22 protein-coding genes are annotated in these 23,245 nt (G+C 46.1%); 16 read left to right on the top strand and 6 right to left on the bottom strand.

Translation table 11 applies throughout. The annotated features are described in order from the left end of the window. Positions 1 to 13 precede the first annotated feature (13 nt). Genes RBQ61_RS15745 through RBQ61_RS15720 form a run of 6 tightly spaced genes read right to left on the bottom strand, consistent with a single transcriptional unit; the run spans position 14 to position 8,423 of the window. Positions 14 to 2,530, bottom strand: a complete 2,517-nt coding sequence (locus tag RBQ61_RS15745; protein WP_308138168.1) for a DEAD/DEAH box helicase — start codon at positions 2,528 to 2,530, stop codon at positions 14 to 16. Beyond that, the gene (locus tag RBQ61_RS15740) at positions 2,527 to 4,833 is read right to left on the bottom strand and encodes a site-specific DNA-methyltransferase (protein WP_308138167.1); all 2,307 of its coding nucleotides are present in this window, start codon (positions 4,831 to 4,833) and stop codon (positions 2,527 to 2,529) included. Before RBQ61_RS15740 ends, RBQ61_RS15745 begins: the two co-directional genes overlap by 4 nt. Before the next feature lie 32 nt (positions 4,834 to 4,865). After that, positions 4,866 to 6,551 carry a DUF2326 domain-containing protein gene (locus RBQ61_RS15735; RefSeq protein WP_308138166.1) on the bottom strand — a complete coding sequence of 562 codons (1,686 nt, stop codon included), beginning with the start codon at positions 6,549 to 6,551 and terminating at the stop codon, positions 4,866 to 4,868. Beyond that, on the bottom strand, positions 6,526 to 6,762 hold the full coding sequence (locus tag RBQ61_RS15730) for an ABC-three component system middle component 7 (RefSeq protein WP_308138165.1): 237 nt from the start codon (positions 6,760 to 6,762) through the stop codon (positions 6,526 to 6,528). The genes RBQ61_RS15735 and RBQ61_RS15730 overlap by 26 nt, the downstream gene beginning before the upstream one ends. Further along, complete coding sequence (locus RBQ61_RS15725; RefSeq protein WP_308138164.1) at positions 6,746 to 8,179, bottom strand: ABC-three component system protein; 1,434 nt, start codon at positions 8,177 to 8,179, stop codon at positions 6,746 to 6,748. Before RBQ61_RS15725 ends, RBQ61_RS15730 begins: the two co-directional genes overlap by 17 nt. 31 nt (positions 8,180 to 8,210) lie before the next feature. Then, entirely contained in the window at positions 8,211 to 8,423 is a 213-nt protein-coding gene (locus RBQ61_RS15720) for a helix-turn-helix transcriptional regulator (protein WP_308138163.1), read from the bottom strand. Between the two features lie 294 nt (positions 8,424 to 8,717). On the opposite strand from RBQ61_RS15720, the gene RBQ61_RS15715 reads away from it, so the two are divergent. The 16 genes from RBQ61_RS15715 (at position 8,718) to RBQ61_RS15640 (ending at position 23,245) form a co-directional block, all read left to right on the top strand. Further along, positions 8,718 to 8,876, top strand: coding sequence for a hypothetical protein (locus RBQ61_RS15715; RefSeq protein WP_308138162.1), 159 nt, complete (start codon positions 8,718 to 8,720; stop codon positions 8,874 to 8,876). A gap of 16 nt (positions 8,877 to 8,892) precedes the next feature. Beyond that, complete coding sequence (locus RBQ61_RS15710; protein WP_308138161.1) at positions 8,893 to 9,042, top strand: hypothetical protein; 150 nt, start codon at positions 8,893 to 8,895, stop codon at positions 9,040 to 9,042. Then, positions 9,029 to 9,478 carry a sigma-70 family RNA polymerase sigma factor gene (locus RBQ61_RS15705; protein ID WP_308138160.1) on the top strand — a complete coding sequence of 150 codons (450 nt, stop codon included), beginning with the start codon at positions 9,029 to 9,031 and terminating at the stop codon, positions 9,476 to 9,478. Before RBQ61_RS15710 ends, RBQ61_RS15705 begins: the two co-directional genes overlap by 14 nt. Positions 9,479 to 9,841: 363 nt before the next feature. Further along, complete coding sequence (locus RBQ61_RS15700) at positions 9,842 to 10,051, top strand: helix-turn-helix domain-containing protein (protein WP_308138159.1); 210 nt, start codon at positions 9,842 to 9,844, stop codon at positions 10,049 to 10,051. Further along, positions 10,048 to 11,460, top strand: coding sequence for a LuxR family transcriptional regulator (locus RBQ61_RS15695; RefSeq protein ID WP_308138158.1), 1,413 nt, complete (start codon positions 10,048 to 10,050; stop codon positions 11,458 to 11,460). The genes RBQ61_RS15700 and RBQ61_RS15695 overlap by 4 nt, the downstream gene beginning before the upstream one ends. A 142-nt stretch (positions 11,461 to 11,602) precedes the next feature. Continuing rightward, entirely contained in the window at positions 11,603 to 12,112 is a 510-nt protein-coding gene (locus RBQ61_RS15690) for a hypothetical protein (protein WP_308140131.1), read from the top strand. Between the two features lie 21 nt (positions 12,113 to 12,133). Then, a complete protein-coding gene (locus RBQ61_RS15685; protein ID WP_308138157.1) occupies positions 12,134 to 13,102 on the top strand; it encodes a zinc ribbon domain-containing protein in 969 nt (322 codons plus the stop codon). Next, the gene (locus RBQ61_RS15680; protein ID WP_308138156.1) at positions 13,099 to 14,982 is read left to right on the top strand and encodes a hypothetical protein; all 1,884 of its coding nucleotides are present in this window, start codon (positions 13,099 to 13,101) and stop codon (positions 14,980 to 14,982) included. The genes RBQ61_RS15685 and RBQ61_RS15680 overlap by 4 nt, the downstream gene beginning before the upstream one ends. Before the next feature lie 13 nt (positions 14,983 to 14,995). Beyond that, a complete protein-coding gene (locus RBQ61_RS15675; RefSeq protein ID WP_308138155.1) occupies positions 14,996 to 15,487 on the top strand; it encodes a lipoprotein in 492 nt (163 codons plus the stop codon). A 44-nt stretch (positions 15,488 to 15,531) separates the two neighbouring features. Further along, complete coding sequence (locus tag RBQ61_RS15670; protein WP_308138154.1) at positions 15,532 to 16,122, top strand: DUF4352 domain-containing protein; 591 nt, start codon at positions 15,532 to 15,534, stop codon at positions 16,120 to 16,122. A 24-nt stretch (positions 16,123 to 16,146) separates the two neighbouring features. Beyond that, positions 16,147 to 18,138 (top strand): hypothetical protein, encoded by a 1,992-nt coding sequence (locus tag RBQ61_RS15665; protein WP_308138153.1) that lies wholly within the window; start codon positions 16,147 to 16,149, stop codon positions 18,136 to 18,138. An 83-nt stretch (positions 18,139 to 18,221) separates the two neighbouring features. Continuing rightward, a complete protein-coding gene (locus RBQ61_RS15660) occupies positions 18,222 to 18,926 on the top strand; it encodes a hypothetical protein (RefSeq protein ID WP_308138152.1) in 705 nt (234 codons plus the stop codon). Positions 18,927 to 18,938: 12 nt separating this feature from the next. Continuing rightward, entirely contained in the window at positions 18,939 to 21,272 is a 2,334-nt protein-coding gene (locus RBQ61_RS15655) for a zinc ribbon domain-containing protein (protein WP_308138151.1), read from the top strand. Between the two features lie 66 nt (positions 21,273 to 21,338). Continuing rightward, positions 21,339 to 21,536 (top strand): hypothetical protein, encoded by a 198-nt coding sequence (locus tag RBQ61_RS15650; RefSeq protein ID WP_308138150.1) that lies wholly within the window; start codon positions 21,339 to 21,341, stop codon positions 21,534 to 21,536. Further along, complete coding sequence (locus tag RBQ61_RS15645; protein WP_308138149.1) at positions 21,529 to 21,912, top strand: hypothetical protein; 384 nt, start codon at positions 21,529 to 21,531, stop codon at positions 21,910 to 21,912. Before RBQ61_RS15650 ends, RBQ61_RS15645 begins: the two co-directional genes overlap by 8 nt. Before the next feature lie 13 nt (positions 21,913 to 21,925). Continuing rightward, on the top strand, positions 21,926 to 23,245 hold the full coding sequence (locus tag RBQ61_RS15640; protein WP_308138148.1) for a zinc ribbon domain-containing protein: 1,320 nt from the start codon (positions 21,926 to 21,928) through the stop codon (positions 23,243 to 23,245).

Raw genomic sequence — 23,245 nt, 5'->3', positions numbered from 1 at the left:
AATATCTGAAATATTATTCTTCCGTTATTGCTTCCTCATCAAAAATTCGATCAAGTTCAGCATTGGATGTTACACTACGAACTCTATTTCGAATGCTAAGCTTACTCATGTCTAAACGGTAGAAATGATCTCGTTTGTCCGCACCTTTTGCTTTGCGAATAAGCTGTATCCGGCCAAAATATTCACCATGTTTTTCGGCAAACTTTGCAAGACCAACGGCCTTTGGATAGTTATCCTTACGGCTGGGATCATGGGGCTCCAGAATATCAAAAACATATCCATTTGCATTAGTACGAACAACAATAAGGTCTGGGAACATGGGGGTTGTTACACCACCTACTTCGTATGGAATTTCAAGGGACCATTTTTTGCGATCAAGATTACGAAGCCATGCTACTGCACCTTTTGATTCTTTCATCTCTTCCTCAATAACACCCTTTTCCCAATCGCCCAAGCTAACTTTGAAGTCTCCGCCCTCGGAAGGGATAAAAAGATGATTTTCTAAGGCAATAGCATCTTCTCCTATAGAAAAATCTATAGACTGGGGCAGCTGCCAATCAAGTGCGATTGGAATAGTGGAGGACTGTGCAAGTTTTCTATATGTATCCTTGCGGTCTTCCTTTAAGTGGCGGAAGGCTGATTGATGGGTATCATATAACTCATTGAATAACCTACCGGCAAATGCTTCAAGCCTATCCATTGCTTCACTGTCACTGGCCAGAACAATCATTTCAGTTTTTACATCTTTGGCTTCACGAGTAGCATGACGAATCCAATACTCTTTGTGTAAGCCTTCGCCGAAGATTTTTCCCGCCCGCTCAAATAGATTATTCATATCAAAATCCGAAAGTGAGATAACTTCATTTGATTCCATAATTTTGTTTGCAACATCACTGCCATAATCGATGGTAAGGGAATAGAGGCCAAAGACTGTAGTTGCTTTGGATATGGTCTCGAATTTGCCCGATTCTCTTAAAGCAGTGATTTCTTTTTCAAATTCATCAAGCAATTTTTTTAACATAGTCTTGCGAGCCCCTGGTGCAATCATATCTTGGGTAAGGGCACGAGCAAGGGCAATCAGCCTGCGTAGAGCTGGTTGCTTTCTTGCCGAATCTATGCGATATGTTATTAAATTCATATCGCTAAACACATCTGCAAAAGCAGGATTTCTTTTTAATGTGATTAATTCCCTGTGTGAGCCTGTTTCAGCAGGGATAGATGCTTCACCATCACGCAGGGCTTGCTCCACCATCTTGACAGTTTCCTCATCGAAGAATGGCAGGTAAAGGCTGACATTATTTAATTCAGCATCGGATTCAACACGGCGGGCAAGAGGGGTACGGATCATCCGCCCCAGCAGCTGAGCAATATGAGTATAATCACTGGCGTGCCTAAATGACATCATTGTCTCGGCACGAGGGCAGTCCCATCCGGTGGAAAGGTTCATCTTAAAGAACACGACCATCGCCTTTTCGTCATGTTCAATTCGGGATGCATCCACTTTGTATATATCTACATCACCTACTTTGATGGTTTCATATTTATCAAATGTATGAATTGCCTCACCGGCACGGAGCTTGCGTCCAAGAGAATTTTCAATAACAGTGATACAATTCTCCAAATCTGTGTGGGTGATCAACCGTTCATTACCATCTTCCACCTGAACTACAAGAATAGGGCGAACAGGATTTTTAATTTCCTCATGGTCAGAGTAAGCAGCCCAACGTTCGCATTTATCTCTCCAATTAGCAACAGCTTCTTTAAACATTGTCATATCTGCATTTATTGCAATTTCAGGGAAATGTATTATAATTCTATCTTTCAATAAGCCGGATTCTCGGACATCCTCCGGGGGAACAGCAACTTTTTGGATAGTAGAAGTAGTATCGGCTACAAGTCGTTGAAAACGCTGTGGTGTTGCAGTTACACCTATAACAAGTGGCATGATAGCCATTCCATCTTCTTTGCTGCCTTTAATAAATTTTTGCATAATGGATTGCGCTCTGTTTTCCGCTTGCGGTGTAGCTGTACCTCGGTGTGCCTCGTCTATAACAATATAAAATGATTTTGGTTGGCGCTTAGCTGTATTTGCAAGTGTTTCCCAAATTGTATATTGGCGCAGGTCCGACTTCTGGGTGAGAAGCTTGTCTGTACCAAGTTTTTGTGTATTTAAAAAATAGATTCCGCCCGGTGCAAAATATTCGGAGTCATAGTTGGAATCAATTATGTGGATGTCTCTTGCGCGGAATTTATCTGATTTGCTTTCGATTTTTAAGCGTGTTTGCTCATTTAGCTCAGGCATATCTGAAAGCCAGACAAAAATAGAGTCAGGCTCAGCTATACCGTAAGCATGACCGAAAATAATATCCTCAAACAGAGCGGTCATAATAATTGTCTTTCCTGCGCCCGTGGGAGCGGTAAAAGAAATAACCTGCGGGTCTTTTTCGCTCCAAAGGGTATGTGCTTTTTGTATCTTCTCATGTAAGTCAGCAAGTGCTACTTCTTGAAAAGGAAATAAGGTTGCTCTCATAGACTATTCCTCCTACTCCCAATTACAAAATTATCAATATAGTCACGATATAACTGGTAGGTATAAGTGGCCTCGATACCATCAGACATCTCCCTAAATGCCTCCTCAGAATTCGTGACAAAATACACTGTTTCAATTTTACCGACATCAAGCAAGGCTTCAGAGAACTTGCCATAACAATCTTCATCAAGCAAAACTGCAAAGGAATTTTGCGGCAGAATCAGCATATCCGGTAATTCTATGCCATCTAATTCTGGACGCTCGCCGACAGCTCCTGCCTTTAACCACAGAAGGGGCAGTATTTCATGAAATTGCTGGCCAAGGGAAACACTGTTCTTATCCAAGAAACCAAGCTTAAAGTATTCTACATTGGCGGCAAAACCTTCACTCATTGGCCGCTTGAATGGTTCAGCTATTGTGATTGTACCGAGTAACTCAACCACTTTTGTTTTTATTTCATTAAAAATACGGTTCTCTTTTGCAACAATATAGAAATCAGTAATATGCTCTTGGTCTTCAAGGGCTTCGAGCCATTCGTCAGCTGCTTCTGGATCAAAAAGAATTGAAGCGGTGTATTTCTCCGATACTACAAAACGGCTGTCGGCTTTAACGAGGGATTGTGGCAGCTTATTCTTGCCCATAAGAGCAACAATTTGTTTTTTTGCAGCAAGCACAAGTCCCGTAGGGTTTTCTACGAATCCCAGTTGATAAAAGGAGCGGTTGGTCTCTTTATCGGTTGTCAGATTAGTAAAGTATTCCCCTGTTAAAATTGTGCCATCAGCTCGTTTGCCAAGGATGCTATATTCCGTACGAGGCCAAGTTACCGAGCGGCATATGCCACGGCTTTCCCATTCAGGGTCACCCGGCTGATGACCAGCAGCTTTCAATTCCCGTACTTCAGCCTCTGATACCTCATTGTTGGTGACAAGGATACAGCGGCGCTTGCCGTCATCCTCCGCATTAAGCAAATTAACTGCATGGAGTGTAGTACCGCTGCCTGCGAAGAAGTCGACAATCAATGCATCTTTTTTTCCTTGCACAGCAAATAACAAAGACTCTTGTACGGCATAAAGTGATTTCGGAAATGGAAATGTGAAGCCACTACCAAGTATAGTCTTCAATATTTCCGTGCCATGGGCTTCAGCGTTGAAAAGTCCATCAACCCATACCGTCTTTGGAGGCTCGCTTTCTCTTCGTAATATAACCTCAATCCTTTCGCCACGTTTCTCAATAAACATACGATCCTTAACCGATTCTACAGTACTTCTACTATATCTCCATTTTTTCTCCGTGCCATTTTTATCGATAGGCCAAACGGAATAAGTTCCGTCATCATTAAGTTCAACCTGATTAGATGGGTGCAAATCATCATCCAATAAGTCTCCGAACCCAATAACATTCGATTTGTCATCGATGAAAATTGGATAAAAGCAAGTGGCTCCTTCATAACGCCCCGATGTGCTGCCCCAGCGACGTAGATTATAGACATCACCGCCAGTGTGCGGTTTACGATAAATTACACTTTCTGCTGAGTACGAATAAATAGCATATTCATTTGTTACTGAAAACTTTTTACCCTGTGTACCGCCGGGGTTATGTTGGATGGTAACACAGTTGTGCGTTAATTCGGGGAAAACATCATTAAGAAGAACCCATAAATGGGCATATTCATTGTCATCTATGGTTGTGATTAGCACACCATCCTTTGACAGTAAACGCTTTGCAATCAATAACCGTTTTTTCATCATTGATAGCCATTTGCTATGTCTCCATGCATCTGCAGAATCAACATAGTCATTATTATATTTCCAATCCCTTGCACCAGTGTTATAGGGCGGGTCAATATATATACAATCCACTTTTCCCTCATAAAGGTATTCTAAAAGTTGAAGGGCGTGGTAGTTGTCAGCTTCAATAATCGTATGCCAAAGGTTGTCATCTGCCGCATTAAGTACTTTATCGATAGGCTCAAGGGAGGGGAAAATAGGTTCCCCAAACTGTGCCACAGATACGATTTCGCTAAGTGGGATGGCTTCAATCTCAAGGGTGATTTTATCCATGCAGGTAGCAGTTTCGCCATCTATTTCCTTTACTATGTATATATTATTCATTTTGCCTGTTTTCCGGGCAACAAATGAACCTCGTTTAATGGGTACGCTATAAAGTGGAGTGCATTCAGGAACATGCTCCTCGAAAACTAAGCCGAATTTTTTATTCTTACTTAACCGATTTACTTCCTGTGCAAGCCGCTCACGGAGCACCGGATCGGTGATTTGCTGTAGTAAGTTTTTAATAACCGCCATATAATCTCATCTCCTTAATTGCTGTCAGTGTGCTATTCTGTTTCTTGCTCATCATTTGATCCAAAAGTGGATATAGGTTTATGTTTAGTTTCTGCAGTTTTGCGGCTCCAAGATTTGCCGAACAGTTCATTTCCTATAGAAAGGCGGAGGACAGTTGCCTCATCAAGCATCCTGTAGGTATCATCTGTATATGTATCTGCCTTATCAAATGCAATAAATACCTGTTTGCCCATATCCCCGCATTCTTGATAAAGGCTTAGTATTTGTTCAAAGTCGGCATCTTCTATGCGCTTAACAATGCTTGAATCATGAATTAATGCAGGAAGGGGGGTCAAAGAAAGCATGCTTAAATCATAGACAACAAGCCCTTTATATGCCGTTCCTTCGCTCTTGTCGTTAGGAGTTTCAAACTCAAAGGATTTATCTGGTTTTAATGTCAATACAGGAGTAGCCCTATCACCGCCGGTAATGATATCATTAATTCTTTTCATTTCAGCGTTTACCTCAGATTCTGCACTTTCAAGCGCTTCCTCCTGTTTTCTACGTAGGTTGGCAAGTATATCCTCAATTTCCTTGCGTTTCTTCGATTGTTCCATTTCATTTTGCATAGCTTCATTTTCATCTTCGAGCCTCTCAATCTCACGGGATACACGTGCATATTGTGTGAGAATAGACTGGGAAAGTGTTTTTGCTACTCCAGTGTCCTCAATCTGTTTTTCATAAGAGGTGATGTCGGCATCTATGTATTCAATTTGCGGTACCAGCTGCGATACCTCTTCCTCAATATCTGCACGGAGGAAGCTATTAATTTTAGCGTGGAAGGCTTCCACATCGTTAAAGGCATCAATATTGGCTTCCGGGAAAAAGCGCAAAAGGGCCGAAAAGTCTTTCCTCAGAACACCATCATTTTCAGGCATATTATTTTGTACAGCGTTAAGCTGCGATGTAAGGAGACTTTTTCTTCTGATAAGCCTGCCCAGCTCTTTTTTTATATTAGCGAGCTTTTCAGCTTGCTTGGAATCAATCCCAAGAGCCTGTAAATTAGCTTCTTCATTTTGTTGGCATAGTTTATCTCTGCGCTTTTCTAAGGCTGTAATTTTTTCCTTATTCTCGCCAATTTTAGCTGTGATGTCTGAAACTGACCGCTCAATTTGTTTGCTTGGTTTAATACCATAGCTTTCTTCGGCAATTTTAAGCTTCTGTATATCCTGAAATTTGTCCAATAATTTCAGTAGATACTCTACAGCCGTAGCCATAGTTTCACGTTCACCTTGTAAAGGCTTATGTTCATTGTGGTTGCCGTGTCCATAAATGCGGAAAAAGCGATCGACAATCTCGCTAAAGCTAATACCTTGAAGATGTATCTTATATTCATCAAAAAGAAAGCCCCGATATTTTTGCAAAGGCATTTCTTCAATAACCCGGAACTTACTATCACACCGATTCACAACAGAAGGACGGCTTGTACTTCTGGAAAAGAAGTAGGGTATACCGTCAAATTCAAAGATAAAGTCAATTGTGTGATGGTCAATATGATTTATAACATCCTTAGCAGCCTTGGTATAACCATCCCCACCAAAAACAAAGTCTAGTATAAGTAGGAAGGTAGTTTTTCCGATAGCATTACTGCCATCAGAGCTGCCAAGGACAACATTAAGCCCAGTGCGGAACGCTTCCGGCTGAGTTTTAAATTTATCGCATATTATTTGTTTTAACATAGCGCAGAACCTCCATACCTTCGGGAATTTCAATCTGTCCAAGTTTATATAAACAATCAAGAGCATCAAGAAAAACACTTATTTCCGACACTTTTGTCCGTGTTGCTTCAAGTAACTCATGGGGAGTCATATCCCGTTCCTCCAGTTTCTCAAGGATAGGTGCGAACAAGGATATTACGCTATCTGAGTAAGAATTAACTTTGCTTGGCATTCTCATTGAATAAATCACACCTCTTTACTAAGTATCCTATTATTATCTCACAAGCATCTTTATGCTTTTGTCCAACCTGCAAAAACAGATTGTCTATTAATAAATTCATTATGTATTCCTGGGGATCTGCAATATCCCCATTACTTTTAACCCCGCCATCAAGCATCAATGAGGCAGATTTCATTAATCCACCAAACATATTAGTATCAAATCCAATTTCCTGCTCAAGACGGCCGCATATTCCATTTACTGTTTTATAAAGACGAGCCATACTTGCGTTAATCTTATCTTTAAGGAATGGCTCATGGATTTTGCGTTCAATTTCTACTAAGTCTTTCATATCAGTGCCTTCTAAACCCTTGGTGTTTTTTATTTTATGTACTTCTCGTAAAACAGACTCAATTTGATTTTGAAATTTAATCCCGGATATCTTGTCGAGAAAGGCCTGAGTTGCAGCACATCTTTTTTTACTCTCCAATAAATCTGTTATTTCATCCGCTGACATTTCTGAGACGATAGGGGCACAATCATCCGAACATAATGCAACAGCATTCTCATATTGGTCTCTTTCATTAGAAGGCTGTTTTAAATATACAATTTCATAATTTCCAACAGGTATTTTCCCACGTTTTGGAATGCCAAGTTTTTTGCCACATTTTAAGCAGTTACCGTTTGCTTCTGATAGCAAAGTAACCAGTAGGGAATCCTCCTGTACAGTTGCAGGTTTTAGCAACTTAATTTTATCTACAACATATCCTGCTACATCCTCAGCAAATTCTGTATCGGCCTTACCATTTTTAATATTAGGTAGGGAAAAGCTCGCTGCTTTATCAGCAATTAAATTAATCCCATCAATGCGGGAATTAAATGAAACAATATAGTCGTAATCAATTGACTCTATTGTTTTCTTGCCATATCTGTTTGTTGTTTTTGTAGCGGTATATAGAAAAATACCTGCTAAGAACGAATGAAATAAGAATTCAGTTTGGACTGCCAATTCCCTTTTGATAATCCCATTGACTAATTCAATTTTTGTATCATCCTCAATGCCATGCATTTTATTTTTAATCATTTCAGGCTTATCATTGGCGATAATATCTTTGAAAGCGAGAATTATTTGCTTTGATAAATTTTCATTTAAAAGTCCGAGGACATGGTCTTTAAAATATAAAGCTACTTCTTGAGGATCAGCGGTACGAGCTGGGTCAGTAACATCTTTAGGCAGGTTTTGCTCGCAACGCAATAGTTTGGAGGTGACATCCTCCCGAACCCTGTCGGGGTTTTCCTGTCCGGCAAAGGTGAATTCATAATTTGGGGCAACAGAATGAAGCAGTGCCTCACACAGCTGCTTATTATCAACATTAACTGCCTTACACGAAACAAGCACAGCCAGGTATGAACCAAAACATAACCTCATGCCGACCCCTCCCTTTCAAGTGAAACGTTGTCTATTTATTGTCCTCGTCGACATAGTCGACAATATCTCCAATATTGCATTTGAGTGCCTTACATATACGCGCCAAAATATCCATGCTGACCGGAAGATCCTTGCCTAACTTCGCCATTGTAGTGCTGGTTATGCCGGTTTCAGCCATCAAATCTTTTTTTATCATCTTTCTATCTATTAATAACTTCCATAGCTTATTGTAGCTAAACGCCATAGTATCGCCTCCAAATGAATGTTGCTCCAAAACAATCTGTCTGGAATATTTTATCATATGACATTGCTAATATCAAGGTAAACTTTATTAACGCTGATATTGGCTTTACAAATTACAATATTGCAATAAAAAACTGAATATTCATTAAAAATTAGCTACTCTCACTCTATGATATAGCTATTCCCGCTCCTCCAAGCTTGTCCCATAAATTAGTAAGCTGTTATTGTGCAAGGCAATAGCAGCTTTTTTATATGCCAAGGTAGCACGAATTTAATCGAAGGGAGGGATATTTGTATGAATGAGATTAGGAACCTTAGCAAAAAGCGTGTTGGAGATGTAAGCGAAGATGAGCGAATGTTCGTGATACAAATTAAAGATTGCATTACTCGAATTAGGGCAAATGCTGACGGAACATTAGAAATTACTCATGAACATGTAAAACCAGCAGTGTAAGTACAATCTCAACATAATGAAATCCGCCAGAACGCAAGACGGCAGTGCGGAATCCTCTGACAAAGGGGGTTCTCCTGCCGTCTTGTTTCATTTTGCGGATTCAGCGGCTCTGGCGGATTTCAAAAATTTGAAATCCAAAGGAGTCGATTTAAATGAAGGAACATAGAAAACTTTCAAAACAACACATAGTAAAAAAGAAGTACCAGATAAGAGTACAAGATGAGCTAGTGCCTGTAACAGAGGAAGTCTATTTGACTTATTACCGTATGAGACGCCGTGAACTTCATCTACAAGAAAAGGATGCAAAACATGGTGTGTTCTTTTATAGTGCCCTGGATACAAGTGAAACTAATGGAGAGGATGCAATCCCTGATTTAATCTCGCCCCGTGTGGAGGATATTGTGGTGGACAAGCTTATGGTTCAGCGTCTTCATGACTGCATAAAGCAGCTTACTGATAAGGAGCAGGAGATAATCGATGGACTGTTCTTTCAAGAAAAGAGCGAATCGATGATGGCTACTGAAATCGGTATATCTCAGCAGCTTGTCAATTACCGAAAGCAGAAAATCCTAATTAAATTAAAAAAACTGCTTAATTTATAATATTTGTAGATCCCCTCACGAAATCAGGTTAATAGTGAGGGGTTTTTTTATTCTCCCAACAGTTCTTTGAAAATTTCATATCTGATGGCATGAATATATTAGCTGATACCTACGAATAAGGTGATGTGGAAATGAAAGGGATTGGCATTGTTACCAGGATTACCATCCTGTTTAGTGCAGGTGGCAGGTATTGATTATGGACAGGTCCAATGTCGTACCCACAGTACATAATCATGTGCAATACTACGCAATATTACATAAAACAACAAATAGTAGCTGCCATTTTGACATTATTGTGCTATAATTATTTAATAACGATCAATTAGGATATTTGTGCGAATTTATCAAAGTGAGGTGGCTTCTATGCCTGGAACAATACATAACGACAGATGGATATCCCTGCAAGAAGTTTGCGACTATCTTGGGGTAAAGCGCCACACGGTCATGCGTTGGATTGATCAGCGCGGTATGCCTGCATCAAAGGTGGGAAAGCTCTGGCGTTTCAAAACTGTTGATATAGACGAATGGATTAAAAAAGGCGGATCCTCCGATGAGCGGGAGGTTATAAAATGAACAGATTTAAGACTTTAAATGCCCGCAGGCTTTCTGTTGCCGGATTTTCATTTCTCTTTGCCTATATTCTGTCATTTCAGTTTGAAGGGCAGGTGTTGTACAGCCTGCTGGATTTGCGTGGAACAGACGCCGACCGTTACATACTGGCTGCAATTATCGCGCATTTTGCAGGGCTTTTTACCTGCGGCCTGTTTGTCAAATCACAGGCGGCCGCCAAAAGCATGATGTTCGGCGGTATGGGCTTATGCTTAGCCTCCACTGTCCCCTTCTTTTTTCCTCTCCCTGCTCTATGGATGGGCGGACTGATTGTCAGCGGATACTTTAGCGGCTGCGCGGTGGCGGCATGGGGATTTTTTCTCAGGGCCTTTACTCCCAAGAACGAGCGCATTAAATCCTGTGCCGACGTTCTGATTTATTCCAATTTGCTGATGATTGCAGTTAACGTGGTGGCCATGAACAGGTCAACCTTTATCGGGCTTGGCTTCTCTGTGCTTTGCCTTGTGATTGGCATGGTCTTCATTTGGATGCTGCCGTTGGAGCGGGATAATGAGCAGAACAAAACATTTAGAAATAAGACGCATGGCGGTATTAAAAACCCGCTAATATTGCTGTGTCTTTTTGTCTTTATCATTACAATTAATTCCGGACTGATGTATCAGGTCATCAACCCCGCTTTTGAGCATCTGACGGGGCTGGTGAGTTGGTATTGGGCAGTGCCTTATATCGTGGCGCTCGCCATTATGCGCAACCTACCTATGAAAGCAAAGCGTTCCAGAATTTTGTATATTGGGATGGCAATGATTATAGGAGCGTTCATCAGCTTTATGCTGTTAGGGCGAAACACTTCCGACTATCTGATTGTGGATACGCTGATGCTCGGTGCTTGCGGTATTTTCGATCTGTTTTGGTGGAGCATCCTTGGAGAAATGCTGGATTATAGCGACAACCCTACACATACCTTTGGCATTGGGCTTTCCGCCAATGTATTCGGCGTGCTTTGCGGAGGCGTCTTGGGAATGACCGTAACATCCATTAGGCTTCCCAGTGCGGAGGTTGCGGTGATTGCCCTTACTGTGGTTTGCGTTACACTGGTTATGCTGCCGCCGCTGAACCATCAGCTTGTTTTACTGCTGAAAAGCCATGCCTACCTTGCCGCTTATGACAATATGAGTCAGTCACAGCAAACGGACATTGTTCGTCAAATTAAAACTCTTGACCCGCTGACCGTCCGGGAGCAAGAGGTATTGCAGCTAATCCTTTCAGGAAAATCCAACCGCGAAATTGCTGGGGCTTTGTTTATCAGTGAGAGTACTGTAAAAACACATGCAAGGAATATTTTTTCAAAATATGATGTAGGTAGTCGAGCAGAACTCATCAGTACCCTGCTGAAGAATCAAAGGGTTGAATGATACATAAAATCACATAAATATAGGGTTTAACTGGCCTCTCATACTAAAGTATGAGGGGCTTTTTTCTGCAAATTCATCCTTTCGAACGATGCTTTTTGAGGCATCCTTCCCTAAAATTTATGATAGAGGAGGTATAGTGCAAATGAAATTAATCCGCAAACGACGCAATGGATATGCCTTATTGTTCGCAGCCAGTATTTGTTTGGCGGTGTGGCTCGGTGTAACTTCTATGTTAGAAGTGGTTTTCGCCTTTGGAGCTATCAGCCTTATCTCTCTCCTGTTATTGGTGAGGCAGAGCCGTCTGCTCTATGACGCAACACTCATTTGGGATAATCGCATCCTTGCGGTGCCATCTGCTCTCATCTCCATGCCAGGCCGCCAAATGAAAAAAGACACTGAGGAAACTGTAGTATCTACCTTTGGTATCCTCATCGGCAGTGAAATTTACCGGTGGGGTCTCGATGGGGTACATGGCGTGCGGCTGCACACCGCCCATATTGATCAGGAACGGATGTACCTGACATTTGGCGACGCGGCCCAGACCATGCGGGTAGAGTTGCTGCACGGAATGACTCAAAAGCAGGCGGTACTGGATGCCGCACAAAAGCTGCTTCGTGAAACCGGCGTAACGGCAGACATCACCGGATGGTAACGCAGCAAAAGCGAGTGATTAATGAAAGAAGGAGTGAGTATTATGGGTAAATTCTGCACAAGCTGCGGCACGGCTCTGAATGAGGGTGCGAAATTCTGTGCAAAGTGCGGAGCCAATGCTTTTCAAAGCAATGAATCTGCACAAATAAGTACGGGGACACCGGAGGCCGCAAAATCCGAGCAAGAAATTCCGAAAACAATGAACAGTACAAAGAAGAATCCGCCGATAAACCGGGCTTCGGATAATGCTCCACAGCACAGTCCGATGGGTGCGGGAAAATTCATCATCACATATATCCGCCAGTCGTTGACGGTGCTGAAAAATCCCAAACAGATGCTCCCTACTGCCTTGTTGGGGCTTGTCTGGCTGGTGCTTGCGCTGCTGGGTTCTTTCGGAATCAATCCGCTTCCGGTACGCATTCTTAGTTTCCTTACCTTCGCACAGGGAGGAATGTTCGGTGGCGTATTCGGCGCTGTTGGCGGAATTTTAGGCAAGGTGGCGGTCGCCGCTTTTCTGAACGCCGCCATTGTGCCGCTGTTGCAGAAAAAAGCGCCGTTTTCGGGGATAGGCGGCGGTATCAAGGGCTTTTTCAGCGGGATTGCAGTTAAGAGCATAACCGCTGTTGCCCCGCTTTTGGGCGGAGTAGGCTCTTCTTTGCTGCTGTATGCCTTTATGAACAGCAATCAATCGCTGCAAAACAGCATGGTGGGCATTATCGCCTTTGTAATGCTGCTGCAAAACCTTGGCAGACAGGGCGGGTTTTTATGGGGGCTTGCTTTTTCGGCTGCAAACAGCCTTTCCAAGGGCAGAACGCCGTCCTACATAGAGGTCACGCGCTGCATAAGCGGCATGACGCTGGGCTTTGCCCTCGGCGTGGCGCTGTCGGCGGTTAGATTGCGGTGGTGCGGGTGGCTCGGTGTGCTGCTGTTGATTGCCGCTTTGATATTCGTCATTGTCTCAAAAGGCAAAAAGGAGGTGGCTGCGGCATGAAAAAGATAGGGAAAAAACTCTCCGCAATTTTATTCGTGGCGCTTTGTTGTGTGCTGCTTTTCCCCATAACAGCCATGGCAGAAGAAATAATCGAAGAGCCTATCGCATTGCCGGAAACTATGACAATAACAAAACAATTGTTCGGTGATTCCGGTGAATTGGAACCGGAAAAGATCACCATAGAATCTCACGAAGACGGGCGGTTTTATTTTGAATATCCTGCCAAGACTGTATCTAATATGCGTGGTTGGGGTGATGATCATTCCATAACGGCATTCCGAGTTGAAGGAACCGCTTATTACAAAATGGATAAGGAAATGGAACGCAAATTCGGCGCAACTGACAGCAGGTGGATTGTGGGAGAGTTTTCGGTACCGGATGAGATTGTATATACCATCCTGAAACCATCAGTCTCGGAAAGCTATACCGATGTCAGCAGGTTCAGTATTACTCCTTACGGGGGTTCTTTTGAGACAATAAGCTATGGCGATGATAACTTGGAGCACCATATTTTTTTCAAGCTACAATTTCATTGTACCCGAACCGATACAATTCACGATGTGGAGGGGGGGAGCACAACAAATGAACTTTCATACGACGACGAATGGACTTTTGATATGGAGACAGTTGGATTTTCCGACCCATATCCAATAGAAGATACCGACTCTACACAAAACGCAGGAGCTAAGGGAGAGTGGGAATTTTACAAACCAGAAGGCGGAGGCTGGGGCTGGCGGAAAACATCTGGTGGCAGTGGAAATTCCGACCCCGCCGGCCCGGTGGCCACCATTACCATCAGCACTCTTGCGATTTTGCTGTCCATCCTGTTTGGGAATACGGGCGGCTTCATCCCGACTGTGCCTGTGGGGACAGTCGGCGCACCCGCTCCCGCGCCTGCGGGCAGCGGTCTGAGCCGATGGCTGCGCTTTGACGGCGACGGCGACATCGAAGCCACCGACCCGGTAAACGGTCAGAGGCGCACCTTTGTCAAAAACGGCGACGGCACCTATACCGACCCTGTCAGCGGCGCGACCTATACCCCCGAGGAGCTTTCCGAACAGATGGAGCACCGCGCGGACAATGCCGGCACTATCCGGCAGGACGAAGCGCAGTTCAGGCAAAATGTCAGCGAGGATTCTCAGCGCAACCAAGAGCGTAGTGATGAGAGCCGTCAGCTTGAGAAGGACTTGCAGCGTGAGCGGCAAGAGCGAAGCCGCAAGGAGAAGGTTGAGCGCGTTGCCACCGACCTTGGCATGAGCGGCGCCAGCGAAAAGCAGGTTATAGATGAGCTTAAACGACGCATGGAAAGAGACGAGGAGTATCGTCAGAAGATGAACGATTATGCCCAGCAGCGAGACACAGCTGTCGATATTCTCGAAGCTACCGTGGATATTGCCGATTACACGATGGCGGCAGGCGAAGCGGTAGTTCCAGGCGGAAAGACTGTGTCCGCCACCTATAAGGGAATCAAAAACACCGTTTCAACCATGGCGGAAAAGGGCGCAAGCTGGGGCTCCTTTACAGAGGGTGTAATTAAGGGCGGCACCGAAGCCGCAACCACCGTTATGGATGCGGGTATCGGCAAGGCGGCTACAGCCTTTGGCGGTACAGTTGCGGGCGAGGTTGCGGAGGCTGTCAATGACGGCGGGGATTTGACCGACGCATTGGTAAAGGGCACAGTGAAGGGGACCTTTAACGCAGCCAGTGGCGCAGTCGGTGATGCCTACGGCGATGCCGTCGGCGGTACCTACGGCGAGATGCTTGGCAAAGACAGCACGATAAAGAAGGTGGCAGAAACCGCCGGGAAGCTTGGCGAAGTCGGCTTTGAAAAAAACGTCACAGGAACCATTGGGGATAACCTGAACGGAGAGAACAAATGATGGAGGTAGTATCATGAAAAAGCTTATGGTTTTATTTCTGATGTTTATAATGATTTTCACTCTCGCCGCCTGCGGTGAGAAAAGAGAAGGAGGATCGCAAGCACAAGGTTCTGCTCCGACTGAAGCAAGCAATGCCCCTTCCGGCGAAGGGGAAAAGGGAAAGGCCGGGCTTTCCCTTGACGATGTCGCCGGGACTTATTCTATGAACACCTATTATGACGGCAAAGAACAGCAGCACACTGTCGTGTTTACAAAGAACGAAAATAAATTGGTGGCATCCAGCGATGCTAAAGGTGAAGAACCTTTTGAATTATCCTATGATCCGGCTTCGGGAATAGCTTCATATGTTCAAAAGATTCCCCATGAAGACAGTGAAATCACAATAGATTCAAAATATACTTTTATCCTTGAGGATGGGAGTACAAAGGTAAACGGTGAAACGACTATATCATTTAAAGACGAAACAAAAGATGGACCCCGGTATGAAGGATACAAGATCGACTGACTGGAAGTTGGCTTGCTATAACAAGAATTTTAGGAGGTAATCTTATGAAAAAGACATTAATTATATTTTTATCATTGGTACTTATGCTCACCTTCGCCGCTTGCGGTGAAAAGAACGGCGGTAAATCACCCTCAGAAAGCTCCACGCCCGCCGAATCGGTAAATCCTCCCTCCAGTAAAGTGGAAGCGGATGAAAACAGGTATTACGGTATCGGAGAAGCAGCCGAGGCAAACGGAATTTCCATCACTATTGACGGGGTGGAGCCTTTCGATTATACAGGTATGCTTTCAAGGCCGAAGGACGGATTTGAATATGTGAAGGTCTGGTTTACTTTCAAAAATGTTTCCGATGCGCCGATAGACTCCCCAAACAAGAAGGATCTCTACATCATCTACGAGGAAGGGCCCACCGGGGACGACAGCGATATGACCTCGGAGGAAAATTCAAAGGTGATGTCGGATGTGGCTGACAGGAACGAGCGGTATATGAAAGACATAGAGCTTGCCCCCGGCGAATCCACCGGCGGCTGGATGGTCTATCAGCGGCAGACCGACAAAAGCGAGGTCACCATGCACTATTACTCGGGCTTTGTCAACGTCGCGCCGGATTTGAGGTTCAGATTTGCGGTTGAGTAAGCCGACAGAAAGGAGCTTTGCGCAATGAAACGAAAAATATTATCGCTTTTGCTTGCAGCCGCTATGCTGATGTCCTTAATGGCGGGACTTTCAGGCTGCGGCTTTGGTAATCAGTCTAAGACTCCTGGCACACAAAAAGCCGAAACTTTTACGGTGGAGGACGGACAGACGGCATTGACCTCAGAGGACGGTGCGGCGATAGACTTTGGCTGTCTGCTGGAGGCTGGCGAGGAACTCACCATACAAAAGGTATCGCCCGCGTCAATAGACAGCGATGTTGAAATCTACGCCTACGATTTCAAGCTGTCCTCCGGACAACCGGAGGGCACTGTCGAGCTGACCATACCCTATGACGATGCGGGGCTTGGTGCCGATGAGGAGCTGTTGTCGGTCTGCGGTAAGTATCTCAACGAACAGAGCGGTCAGTGGGAGGATGTCCTTTATACGGTGGACGCTGAAGCCAACAAGGTGCATATTCTCACTGACCACCTCTCCACCTATAGCGTGTTTAAGGTCACGAACGCAGGAAAGCGCAGCGAATACATTTCCGATGTCAACGTCTACGCCGCTTACATGACGACAAAGCAAGCGGAGCTGCTGCTCAAAACCTACGCCGAGCAGGGCGTGTCGTGGCAAGAGGATGTTATATCAGCGTTTTTAAATGCAAACAGCTCACTGCCGATGTTCGATGAAACAAATATCCCCACTCTCGTATCGCTTGGAGGCGCATACGACGATATGATCACCGAACAGTTCGGCAACGCGTTGACGGTTTTGGGCATCGCGACCTCCTGCACCCAGTTCGCGTATGACGCATACAGCAACGGGCTGACAAGCAAAGAAACGTCGATCAGCGGAATGAAAACCGTGTTGAATCTGGGGCTGAATTTGGCATCGTCACAAAAATATCTGTTGGATTCATTTCAGGTGGCCTATGTGGGCGTTGGAGTAATCGACATCGCGCTTACCGATGTGATGAATTTTGCCATCGACACCAAGTATGAAAGCACAAAGAATATGTACGACGCCTATTACGCAAGACCCGAAAACAAGCGCCGTGTCAAGGATTGGTACGATTTATTCAAGAAGATATACGAAGAAAACAAATCCGCCCCGCAGACAGCTCTCGACAAAATGCAGAGCGAGATTGACAACTATGTAAACAAATACTGGGAGGTCGCAGCAAGCGACTGGGATTCATGGATAGACGCATATGAAAAGAACGGCAAGCTGTCCAAGTATCCGTGGCCGTCGGAGAGCGACCGCAAAAAAATATCAAGCAATTACAAAGCTGAGATCTATGATTACCTTCAGGTTATGTTCCAGTCTCTGAGCCGGGATATGTATTTTGATGCCCTAACTCAGCGAGAAAAGGAGTATAAAGAGCTTGCCGCACTGCTAAATAGGGTATACACCTTGAACTTCAGGGAGGATTATGACACTGAGAAGGCAAAATGGGCCAACGCATATGTCAAACTGGCCCCGCTTTCCGATAAAACCACAGCAAAAGAGTGGACCATCCGCCTTGACGACGAAGCAAACGGACAGATGAAGTTCACTCTGGGTGCCCATGAAACGGCGAGATTCCCTATGAAGGTGGAATTCTATAAAACAGAAAAGGACTTGGAAGAGGGTAAGGTTGCCTTGAGTGCCAAGCTCAAACCCTTTGTAAAAACCGAAATGGAGGTCATTTTAAATACAAAAACCAATAAGGTGGACTATTCCGGAACATATACAGGGGTCATGAATGTTACGGAAACAGGTAAGGATATTGATGTGACAACTGTAGTTACATTTGAAAAGGATTTTGGCGACGGCTCTTACTATAAAATCGTCTGCTCAAATAATGAAACCCAGAGCACCTACATCAACGGCAGCTATTTTGTGCGGTGGTCGACAGGCGAGGCAAATATTGCGGGAGCAAAATTTGTATTCTCCGCTGACGGAACATCTTTTACCGCCTCCATGCGGGATCATAACGATAAAGAGTGGGGCGTGATTACCTGTCAGAGGTAAAAACTCCCCCAAGCACAAGATATGTCGGCCAACATGAGAAAACAGCGCACAATAATCGGATCAAACAAACTGGAGGCATATCCATGAGAGATAATATTCCATCTGCGGGCAGAGGCAATAAAATCTTGCCCGCAATACTGATCGCGGCCAATCTGCTGATGCTTGTGATAGGCATTCTCACTATACCGCCCAATCTGCGGTCAGCAGCAGTAAAGGAATCTCCTGCGCCGAGGACGGAGCAAACAGCGCTCGTTACACCGGCATCGGAGAAAGAAACCCCGCCTGCGGCCACGGAAAGCGGCAGTATTCCCGCGCCGGAGGTAACAGGCGTGAGCTTATCCACGGAGGAACGCCCCGATTTGGAGGACTTTCTCTGGTACACAGAGGACGTGGTTTATGACGGAGTTCCATCCGATGCGAATATCATTGATAATATTGACCCGCTGACCGGGAGCTGGAAAGCGCTGATTATTTACGACCCCAATAACGAATACGACGCGGGCGCTATGGAGTTTCTCAATGTCGCCCTTGCAGGTACGGCGGAGAGCCTGAGCCTCACTCTCGACTGGTATCAGATTTTTTGGGCCAACGAAGGAGAGAGCTTCGATGAAACGGATATGGAAGACAGCGTATTTCTGGGCAAGTGGGAAAAGGGCGGCCTGTGGGCGTCCGGTGCGGGAACCATACACCTGACGCAGTTCTACGAGCTTAATGGGAAGCAATACGCCGTCGGTACGATGGATACGCCCGACGGGACACCGGCGCTTGTTGCGCTGGTGCGGCCATAAGGAGGTGCAGATATGGGGAAATATTGTACGAATTGCGGCAATGAACTTCATACCGCCGCTCGCTTCTGCGCCAAATGCGGCGCAGCGGTGCTTGACGCGCCCGCGAATCCTGTCCCCGCAGCACAGCCGAAACCTGTGCCGCAGACGCAGACTAAAACCGAGGTGCAGCCTCAAGAATATACTCCGCCCGTTGCGGCGCCAAAAAGAAAAAGTGCCGCAGCACCGAAAAGAAACGGCGGGCGCAATACATTGTGCATCGGGCTTTCCGTATTGCTTGTCATACAGATCGCGGCGGTGGCGCTCTACGGCTGGCCGGGGTTTATGGTGAAGGACAGACCGCAAAAACTTGGCAACATCCGCGTCGAAAACGGCGTGGCGGAGCTTTCTGGAATGAGCGTGTATTTCGGCGGCGCATACGGCGGGGCGACGCTTGAAAATGCCAAAACCGCCCCTATCGACTTAGATGAGGGGGCTGTCTCCGTCGGTTATGAGCTGGCGTTTGCGGACATACCCGAGGGCGAAGTGACGCTGTCCGCGCCAATGCCGGATGATCTGACCCTTGCGGAAAATGAGCGTTTGTATCTCGATATCGGTTTTTCCATGCAGGACGAGACGGGCGAGAAGGTCATGGTTTACGACCATATCGTGGCCTCGGAGCAGGACGGAGAGCTGACCGCAAAGATAACCCCCTCAGGCTACGGCGAGCTGTCCGGCAACGTCTACTTGAAGGGCAAGGGCTTCGTTTCCCCGACCTACAGCGACAAAATGCGCTTTGACATCCAGTTCAAGGTCAAGCTCGTAAGCGCCTCGCAAAGCCAACGCTTCAATCTCATTTTTGACCGCTCGCGGTTTATGGCAACCACGGTGGAGCCGGGCGACGTAGAGGCGCTGCTCTCGCGTATGGAGCAGGTCTATGCGAAATACGGGGAGTTCGGCTTCGATATGTCGAGGCGCACCGAATGGCCTATGGATATCCATGTAACAACGCTAAAAAGCGCCGACGCCGCCACACCCACCTACGCGCAATATGTTTCAAGCTGGTGGGGCATTGACAGCGGTTACATGAATTTCAGCCGCCTGCTGTTTACGAATTTCAACCTCGATTCGGTCACGAGCATATTCGCACATGAGCTTATGCACTTTGTGCAGGAGTGCTATGTTACGACCCAGTATAAACGCCTCAATTGGCTGGACGAAGCGACGGCGGTATTTCTCGAAAAATATTTCGGCGGCACAGGCGATCACAGTGCCCGTCAATATGAGCTTTACGACGGCATATATCCTGCCTCCGACTCCGCGAGCGCCGGATACGCCCGCGGCGCGCTGGTCGCTTACTGGGCGAGCCGGGACGGCTGGTATGACGGCGCGGACGCCCTTTCCGGCAACGATAAGATGTCGGGACTAATCGACATCTATTCCACCGGCGGTTATTTGCAGGTGAGCAAATGGCAAAGCTGGATAGACGGCTGTGTGGGAGCACCCTCGGAATATGCAATAGATTTCTTCACAAAGCTCCTGATGGGCGAGGAGAGCGTCTGGGCGGAATATGCGTATAAGCCGTATATCCTCCACCAGACCATCGTAGAAAATGCAGGAAAATCCGCAAAAGACTTTTCCTCAAAGCTTGACCCCAACTATGCCGTATCACTTTTTACATCGGTGCTTTCACTGAAAGCCGATAAGCTCATCAGTGAGGATGGGCAGAAATTTGAGCTTAACGTTCCCGCCTGCGGTGCGAGAGTCGTTGCACTTGATATGACTGAAAAGGAACGGGAAAAGCTGGATAAGGATGCTGCAGTCAGCATTAGCGCCAAAAATGGCGAGGAGCTGGTGCTTTTGAAGTCGCTTTCAAAGGAGACGACGACTCAGCAAGGTACAACTGTTTCCGTCCCGGCATTTTCAAATTCATTGGAAAAGAAATATCGCTATCTGGTGTTAGTGGTAAACACTACGGATCGTGCAAAGACAATGGAACTTGTGATTGCAGCGGAAAAAGAACCGGAATTTGATGTTAAATGGTTTGAAGGTTACTGGTCTACGGACCCAGAATATGACTCGTATCCGGATGTAGGCATCAAGATATTGGACGGGAAAAATTGTGCATATTTTATCGGTATTATGAATAGAAAAATGGAACTTGACGAGGAAGATTACAGAACAAGCAGCTATATATTTGATTCGGCAGCACGAACATTAATCATTGAAAACTCTTACGGACAGCCGGGCGGTATTATGCTAATCGCACGCGACAAGTCTGAAGGCGATTATGGAGCGGATTATATAAAAGCAAGAAAAGGTGAAGGATACCAATATATGGCAATGGAAGATATAATTCGCATGAAATAAGTAAAGGTAAGGTAGTTATGCGCTGCCGCCGCAGTAGCCGGTACTGCCGCCGGTTATCCCGGCGCTATGGGACTCGCCGCCACAAGTCAGGGCTTTTACTCACGGTTTGCACAGTTCAGGGTGGTAAAAGCCGTGAGAAGGCAAAACCTGATACGGGTAAACGGCGGGTTTGTGCAAAACAGGATATACGCCCCGCCCGAGCAGTTCGATTTTATCCGGCAGTATATCATAACCCTCTGCCCGAAAGGAAAAATGTATGAATAGCAAACCGAAACGGATTCTTCTGCGGATTTCATCTGTACTGATGCTGCTTGCCGCCCTGCCCATGCTGCTGTGGTGCTTGAATCTCATTGACAATGCGGCGCTGGATTATACTTACGCCGGAGCTGGGTGCTTCGCGGCCGGAATCGTGTACATCTTCTCTATGGTAACGGCCATCGCGGGTCTGGCCTTTGCAGGGCTGCACCACCGATATCGCTGGTGCCGGACGCTTGGCTATATCCAACTGGCGGCGGGAGTGTTGCTGGTATATTCGCTTCGCTCCTATGCCACGATCACGTTACCGCCGCTTTTCCTATCGACCGTCCTGTATTTGGTCGGCGTGGGCTGGCGCGAGAAGCGGGATTGCGAACAACAATGAAAGGAGCGTTGAGATGACAAAGAAGAAAACGAGCAAAAGCATCCCCCTGCCCATCCTCATCCTGATTTACGCCGTGCTGCTGTTTGCCATGTATTTGAGCCTATCTACGCTGGCTCTGGCGATATGGGGCGACAGCGTAATGGGTACGGTGGACAGCTATGACAGCCGTCTGGACGACACAAAAGCGGAGCAAAACCGCTCCCGCACCGTTTCCAAGGGCTATTGGTTCATGGTAAACAGCAAGGAATACCGGGGTTATGTGATATATAGCAGCGACGAGGCGTGGCCGAGCTTGGATGAAGGTGAAACACGCTCCGAGCGCATCCGCTATCTGTCCTTCTTCCCCTACGTCAACAAACCCGCCATGTTGTGCGAATTCAGGGAGATGGGTGAGGTGGCGATCATTTACCATATCCTCGCCCCCATCGGTTATCTGCTTTTGCTGCTGCTTGTCATACGCACAGCCAGAGGCGGGAAAAAGAAGAAAACAGCGGCGAGGAAACCCGCCGCGCCTCAAATATTCGAAGTAAGGAGTGATACGGATATGTTTTGTCCCAACTGCGGAAACAAGCTGCCGGAGGGCGCGGTTTTCTGTTCGGGCTGCGGCGTAAAAACACAGGCCAGCGCCCCCGACGTGTGTACGGCCTGCGGCGCAAAGCTGCCGGAAGGAGCTGAATTTTGCATTGGGTGCGGCAAGGCGGTGAATTTGAGAACGCCGGAGCCGATGGAGGTAAGCCAAGCGGCATCTTCCGCTCCCTCACAGGGCGACGCGGGACTGGTCGGCTTTTCCGATAGGTGTAATTCGCCGGAGATACTGGCCGCCGCGCAGAAAAACAAAAAATCATCCATCGGCTGTATGTGGATATTGGTTTTCGTACCGCTCATCGGCTTTCCCATCGCTGGTCTGCTGATGGATGATTTCCCTTTTGGAGAATCGGCGGTCATAGGTGTCGGTATTGCCCTTGTGATGCTGATCATCAATGTATTTGCTCTACGAAGAGCCAAACTGCCCATGTGGGAGGGCATCGTCACCAACAAATTCAGCAAAGAGAAGTACGAGCATAAAGACGATGCGTCAAAAACTTATACGGAATACACGGTGGCAATCACTACCGATGCGGGTAAAAAAAAGACTATTGTTGAAAAAGACAGCAGGCGGGATATGTATGACTATCTGGATGTAGGCGACAAGGTGCGTTTTCATCCGAAGTTTGGTACATACGAGAAATACGATAAATCGAAAGACCGCATCATCTACTGCAACGTGTGTTCCATGATGAATCCCATACAGAATGATCGCTGCAAGCGGTGTAATAATCTGCTGTTCAAATAA

The sequence above is a fragment of the Sedimentibacter sp. MB35-C1 genome (genome assembly GCF_030913635.1).
Taxonomy (GTDB): domain Bacteria; phylum Bacillota; class Clostridia; order Tissierellales; family Sedimentibacteraceae; genus Sedimentibacter.
This window is presented reverse-complemented; position numbering and strand designations above follow the sequence as displayed.

Excerpts from the sequence above, each read along its gene's own strand:
- RBQ61_RS15745 (WP_308138168.1), bottom strand. The coding sequence starts at position 2,530 with ATGAGAGCAACCTTATTTCCTTTTCAAGAAGTAGCACTTGCTGACTTA.
- RBQ61_RS15740 (WP_308138167.1), bottom strand. The coding sequence starts at position 4,833 with ATGGCGGTTATTAAAAACTTACTACAGCAAATCACCGATCCGGTGCTC.
- RBQ61_RS15735 (WP_308138166.1), bottom strand. The coding sequence starts at position 6,551 with ATGTTAAAACAAATAATATGCGATAAATTTAAAACTCAGCCGGAAGCG.
- RBQ61_RS15730 (WP_308138165.1), bottom strand. The coding sequence starts at position 6,762 with ATGCCAAGCAAAGTTAATTCTTACTCAGATAGCGTAATATCCTTGTTC.
- RBQ61_RS15725 (WP_308138164.1), bottom strand. The coding sequence starts at position 8,179 with ATGAGGTTATGTTTTGGTTCATACCTGGCTGTGCTTGTTTCGTGTAAG.
- RBQ61_RS15720 (WP_308138163.1), bottom strand. The coding sequence starts at position 8,423 with ATGGCGTTTAGCTACAATAAGCTATGGAAGTTATTAATAGATAGAAAG.
- RBQ61_RS15715 (WP_308138162.1), top strand. The coding sequence starts at position 8,718 with ATGAATGAGATTAGGAACCTTAGCAAAAAGCGTGTTGGAGATGTAAGC.
- RBQ61_RS15710 (WP_308138161.1), top strand. The coding sequence starts at position 8,893 with ATGAAATCCGCCAGAACGCAAGACGGCAGTGCGGAATCCTCTGACAAA.
- RBQ61_RS15705 (WP_308138160.1), top strand. The coding sequence starts at position 9,029 with ATGAAGGAACATAGAAAACTTTCAAAACAACACATAGTAAAAAAGAAG.
- RBQ61_RS15700 (WP_308138159.1), top strand. The coding sequence starts at position 9,842 with ATGCCTGGAACAATACATAACGACAGATGGATATCCCTGCAAGAAGTT.
- RBQ61_RS15695 (WP_308138158.1), top strand. The coding sequence starts at position 10,048 with ATGAACAGATTTAAGACTTTAAATGCCCGCAGGCTTTCTGTTGCCGGA.
- RBQ61_RS15690 (WP_308140131.1), top strand. The coding sequence starts at position 11,603 with ATGAAATTAATCCGCAAACGACGCAATGGATATGCCTTATTGTTCGCA.
- RBQ61_RS15685 (WP_308138157.1), top strand. The coding sequence starts at position 12,134 with ATGAAAGAAGGAGTGAGTATTATGGGTAAATTCTGCACAAGCTGCGGC.
- RBQ61_RS15680 (WP_308138156.1), top strand. The coding sequence starts at position 13,099 with ATGAAAAAGATAGGGAAAAAACTCTCCGCAATTTTATTCGTGGCGCTT.
- RBQ61_RS15675 (WP_308138155.1), top strand. The coding sequence starts at position 14,996 with ATGAAAAAGCTTATGGTTTTATTTCTGATGTTTATAATGATTTTCACT.
- RBQ61_RS15670 (WP_308138154.1), top strand. The coding sequence starts at position 15,532 with ATGAAAAAGACATTAATTATATTTTTATCATTGGTACTTATGCTCACC.
- RBQ61_RS15665 (WP_308138153.1), top strand. The coding sequence starts at position 16,147 with ATGAAACGAAAAATATTATCGCTTTTGCTTGCAGCCGCTATGCTGATG.
- RBQ61_RS15660 (WP_308138152.1), top strand. The coding sequence starts at position 18,222 with ATGAGAGATAATATTCCATCTGCGGGCAGAGGCAATAAAATCTTGCCC.
- RBQ61_RS15655 (WP_308138151.1), top strand. The coding sequence starts at position 18,939 with ATGGGGAAATATTGTACGAATTGCGGCAATGAACTTCATACCGCCGCT.
- RBQ61_RS15650 (WP_308138150.1), top strand. The coding sequence starts at position 21,339 with ATGGGACTCGCCGCCACAAGTCAGGGCTTTTACTCACGGTTTGCACAG.
- RBQ61_RS15645 (WP_308138149.1), top strand. The coding sequence starts at position 21,529 with ATGAATAGCAAACCGAAACGGATTCTTCTGCGGATTTCATCTGTACTG.
- RBQ61_RS15640 (WP_308138148.1), top strand. The coding sequence starts at position 21,926 with ATGACAAAGAAGAAAACGAGCAAAAGCATCCCCCTGCCCATCCTCATC.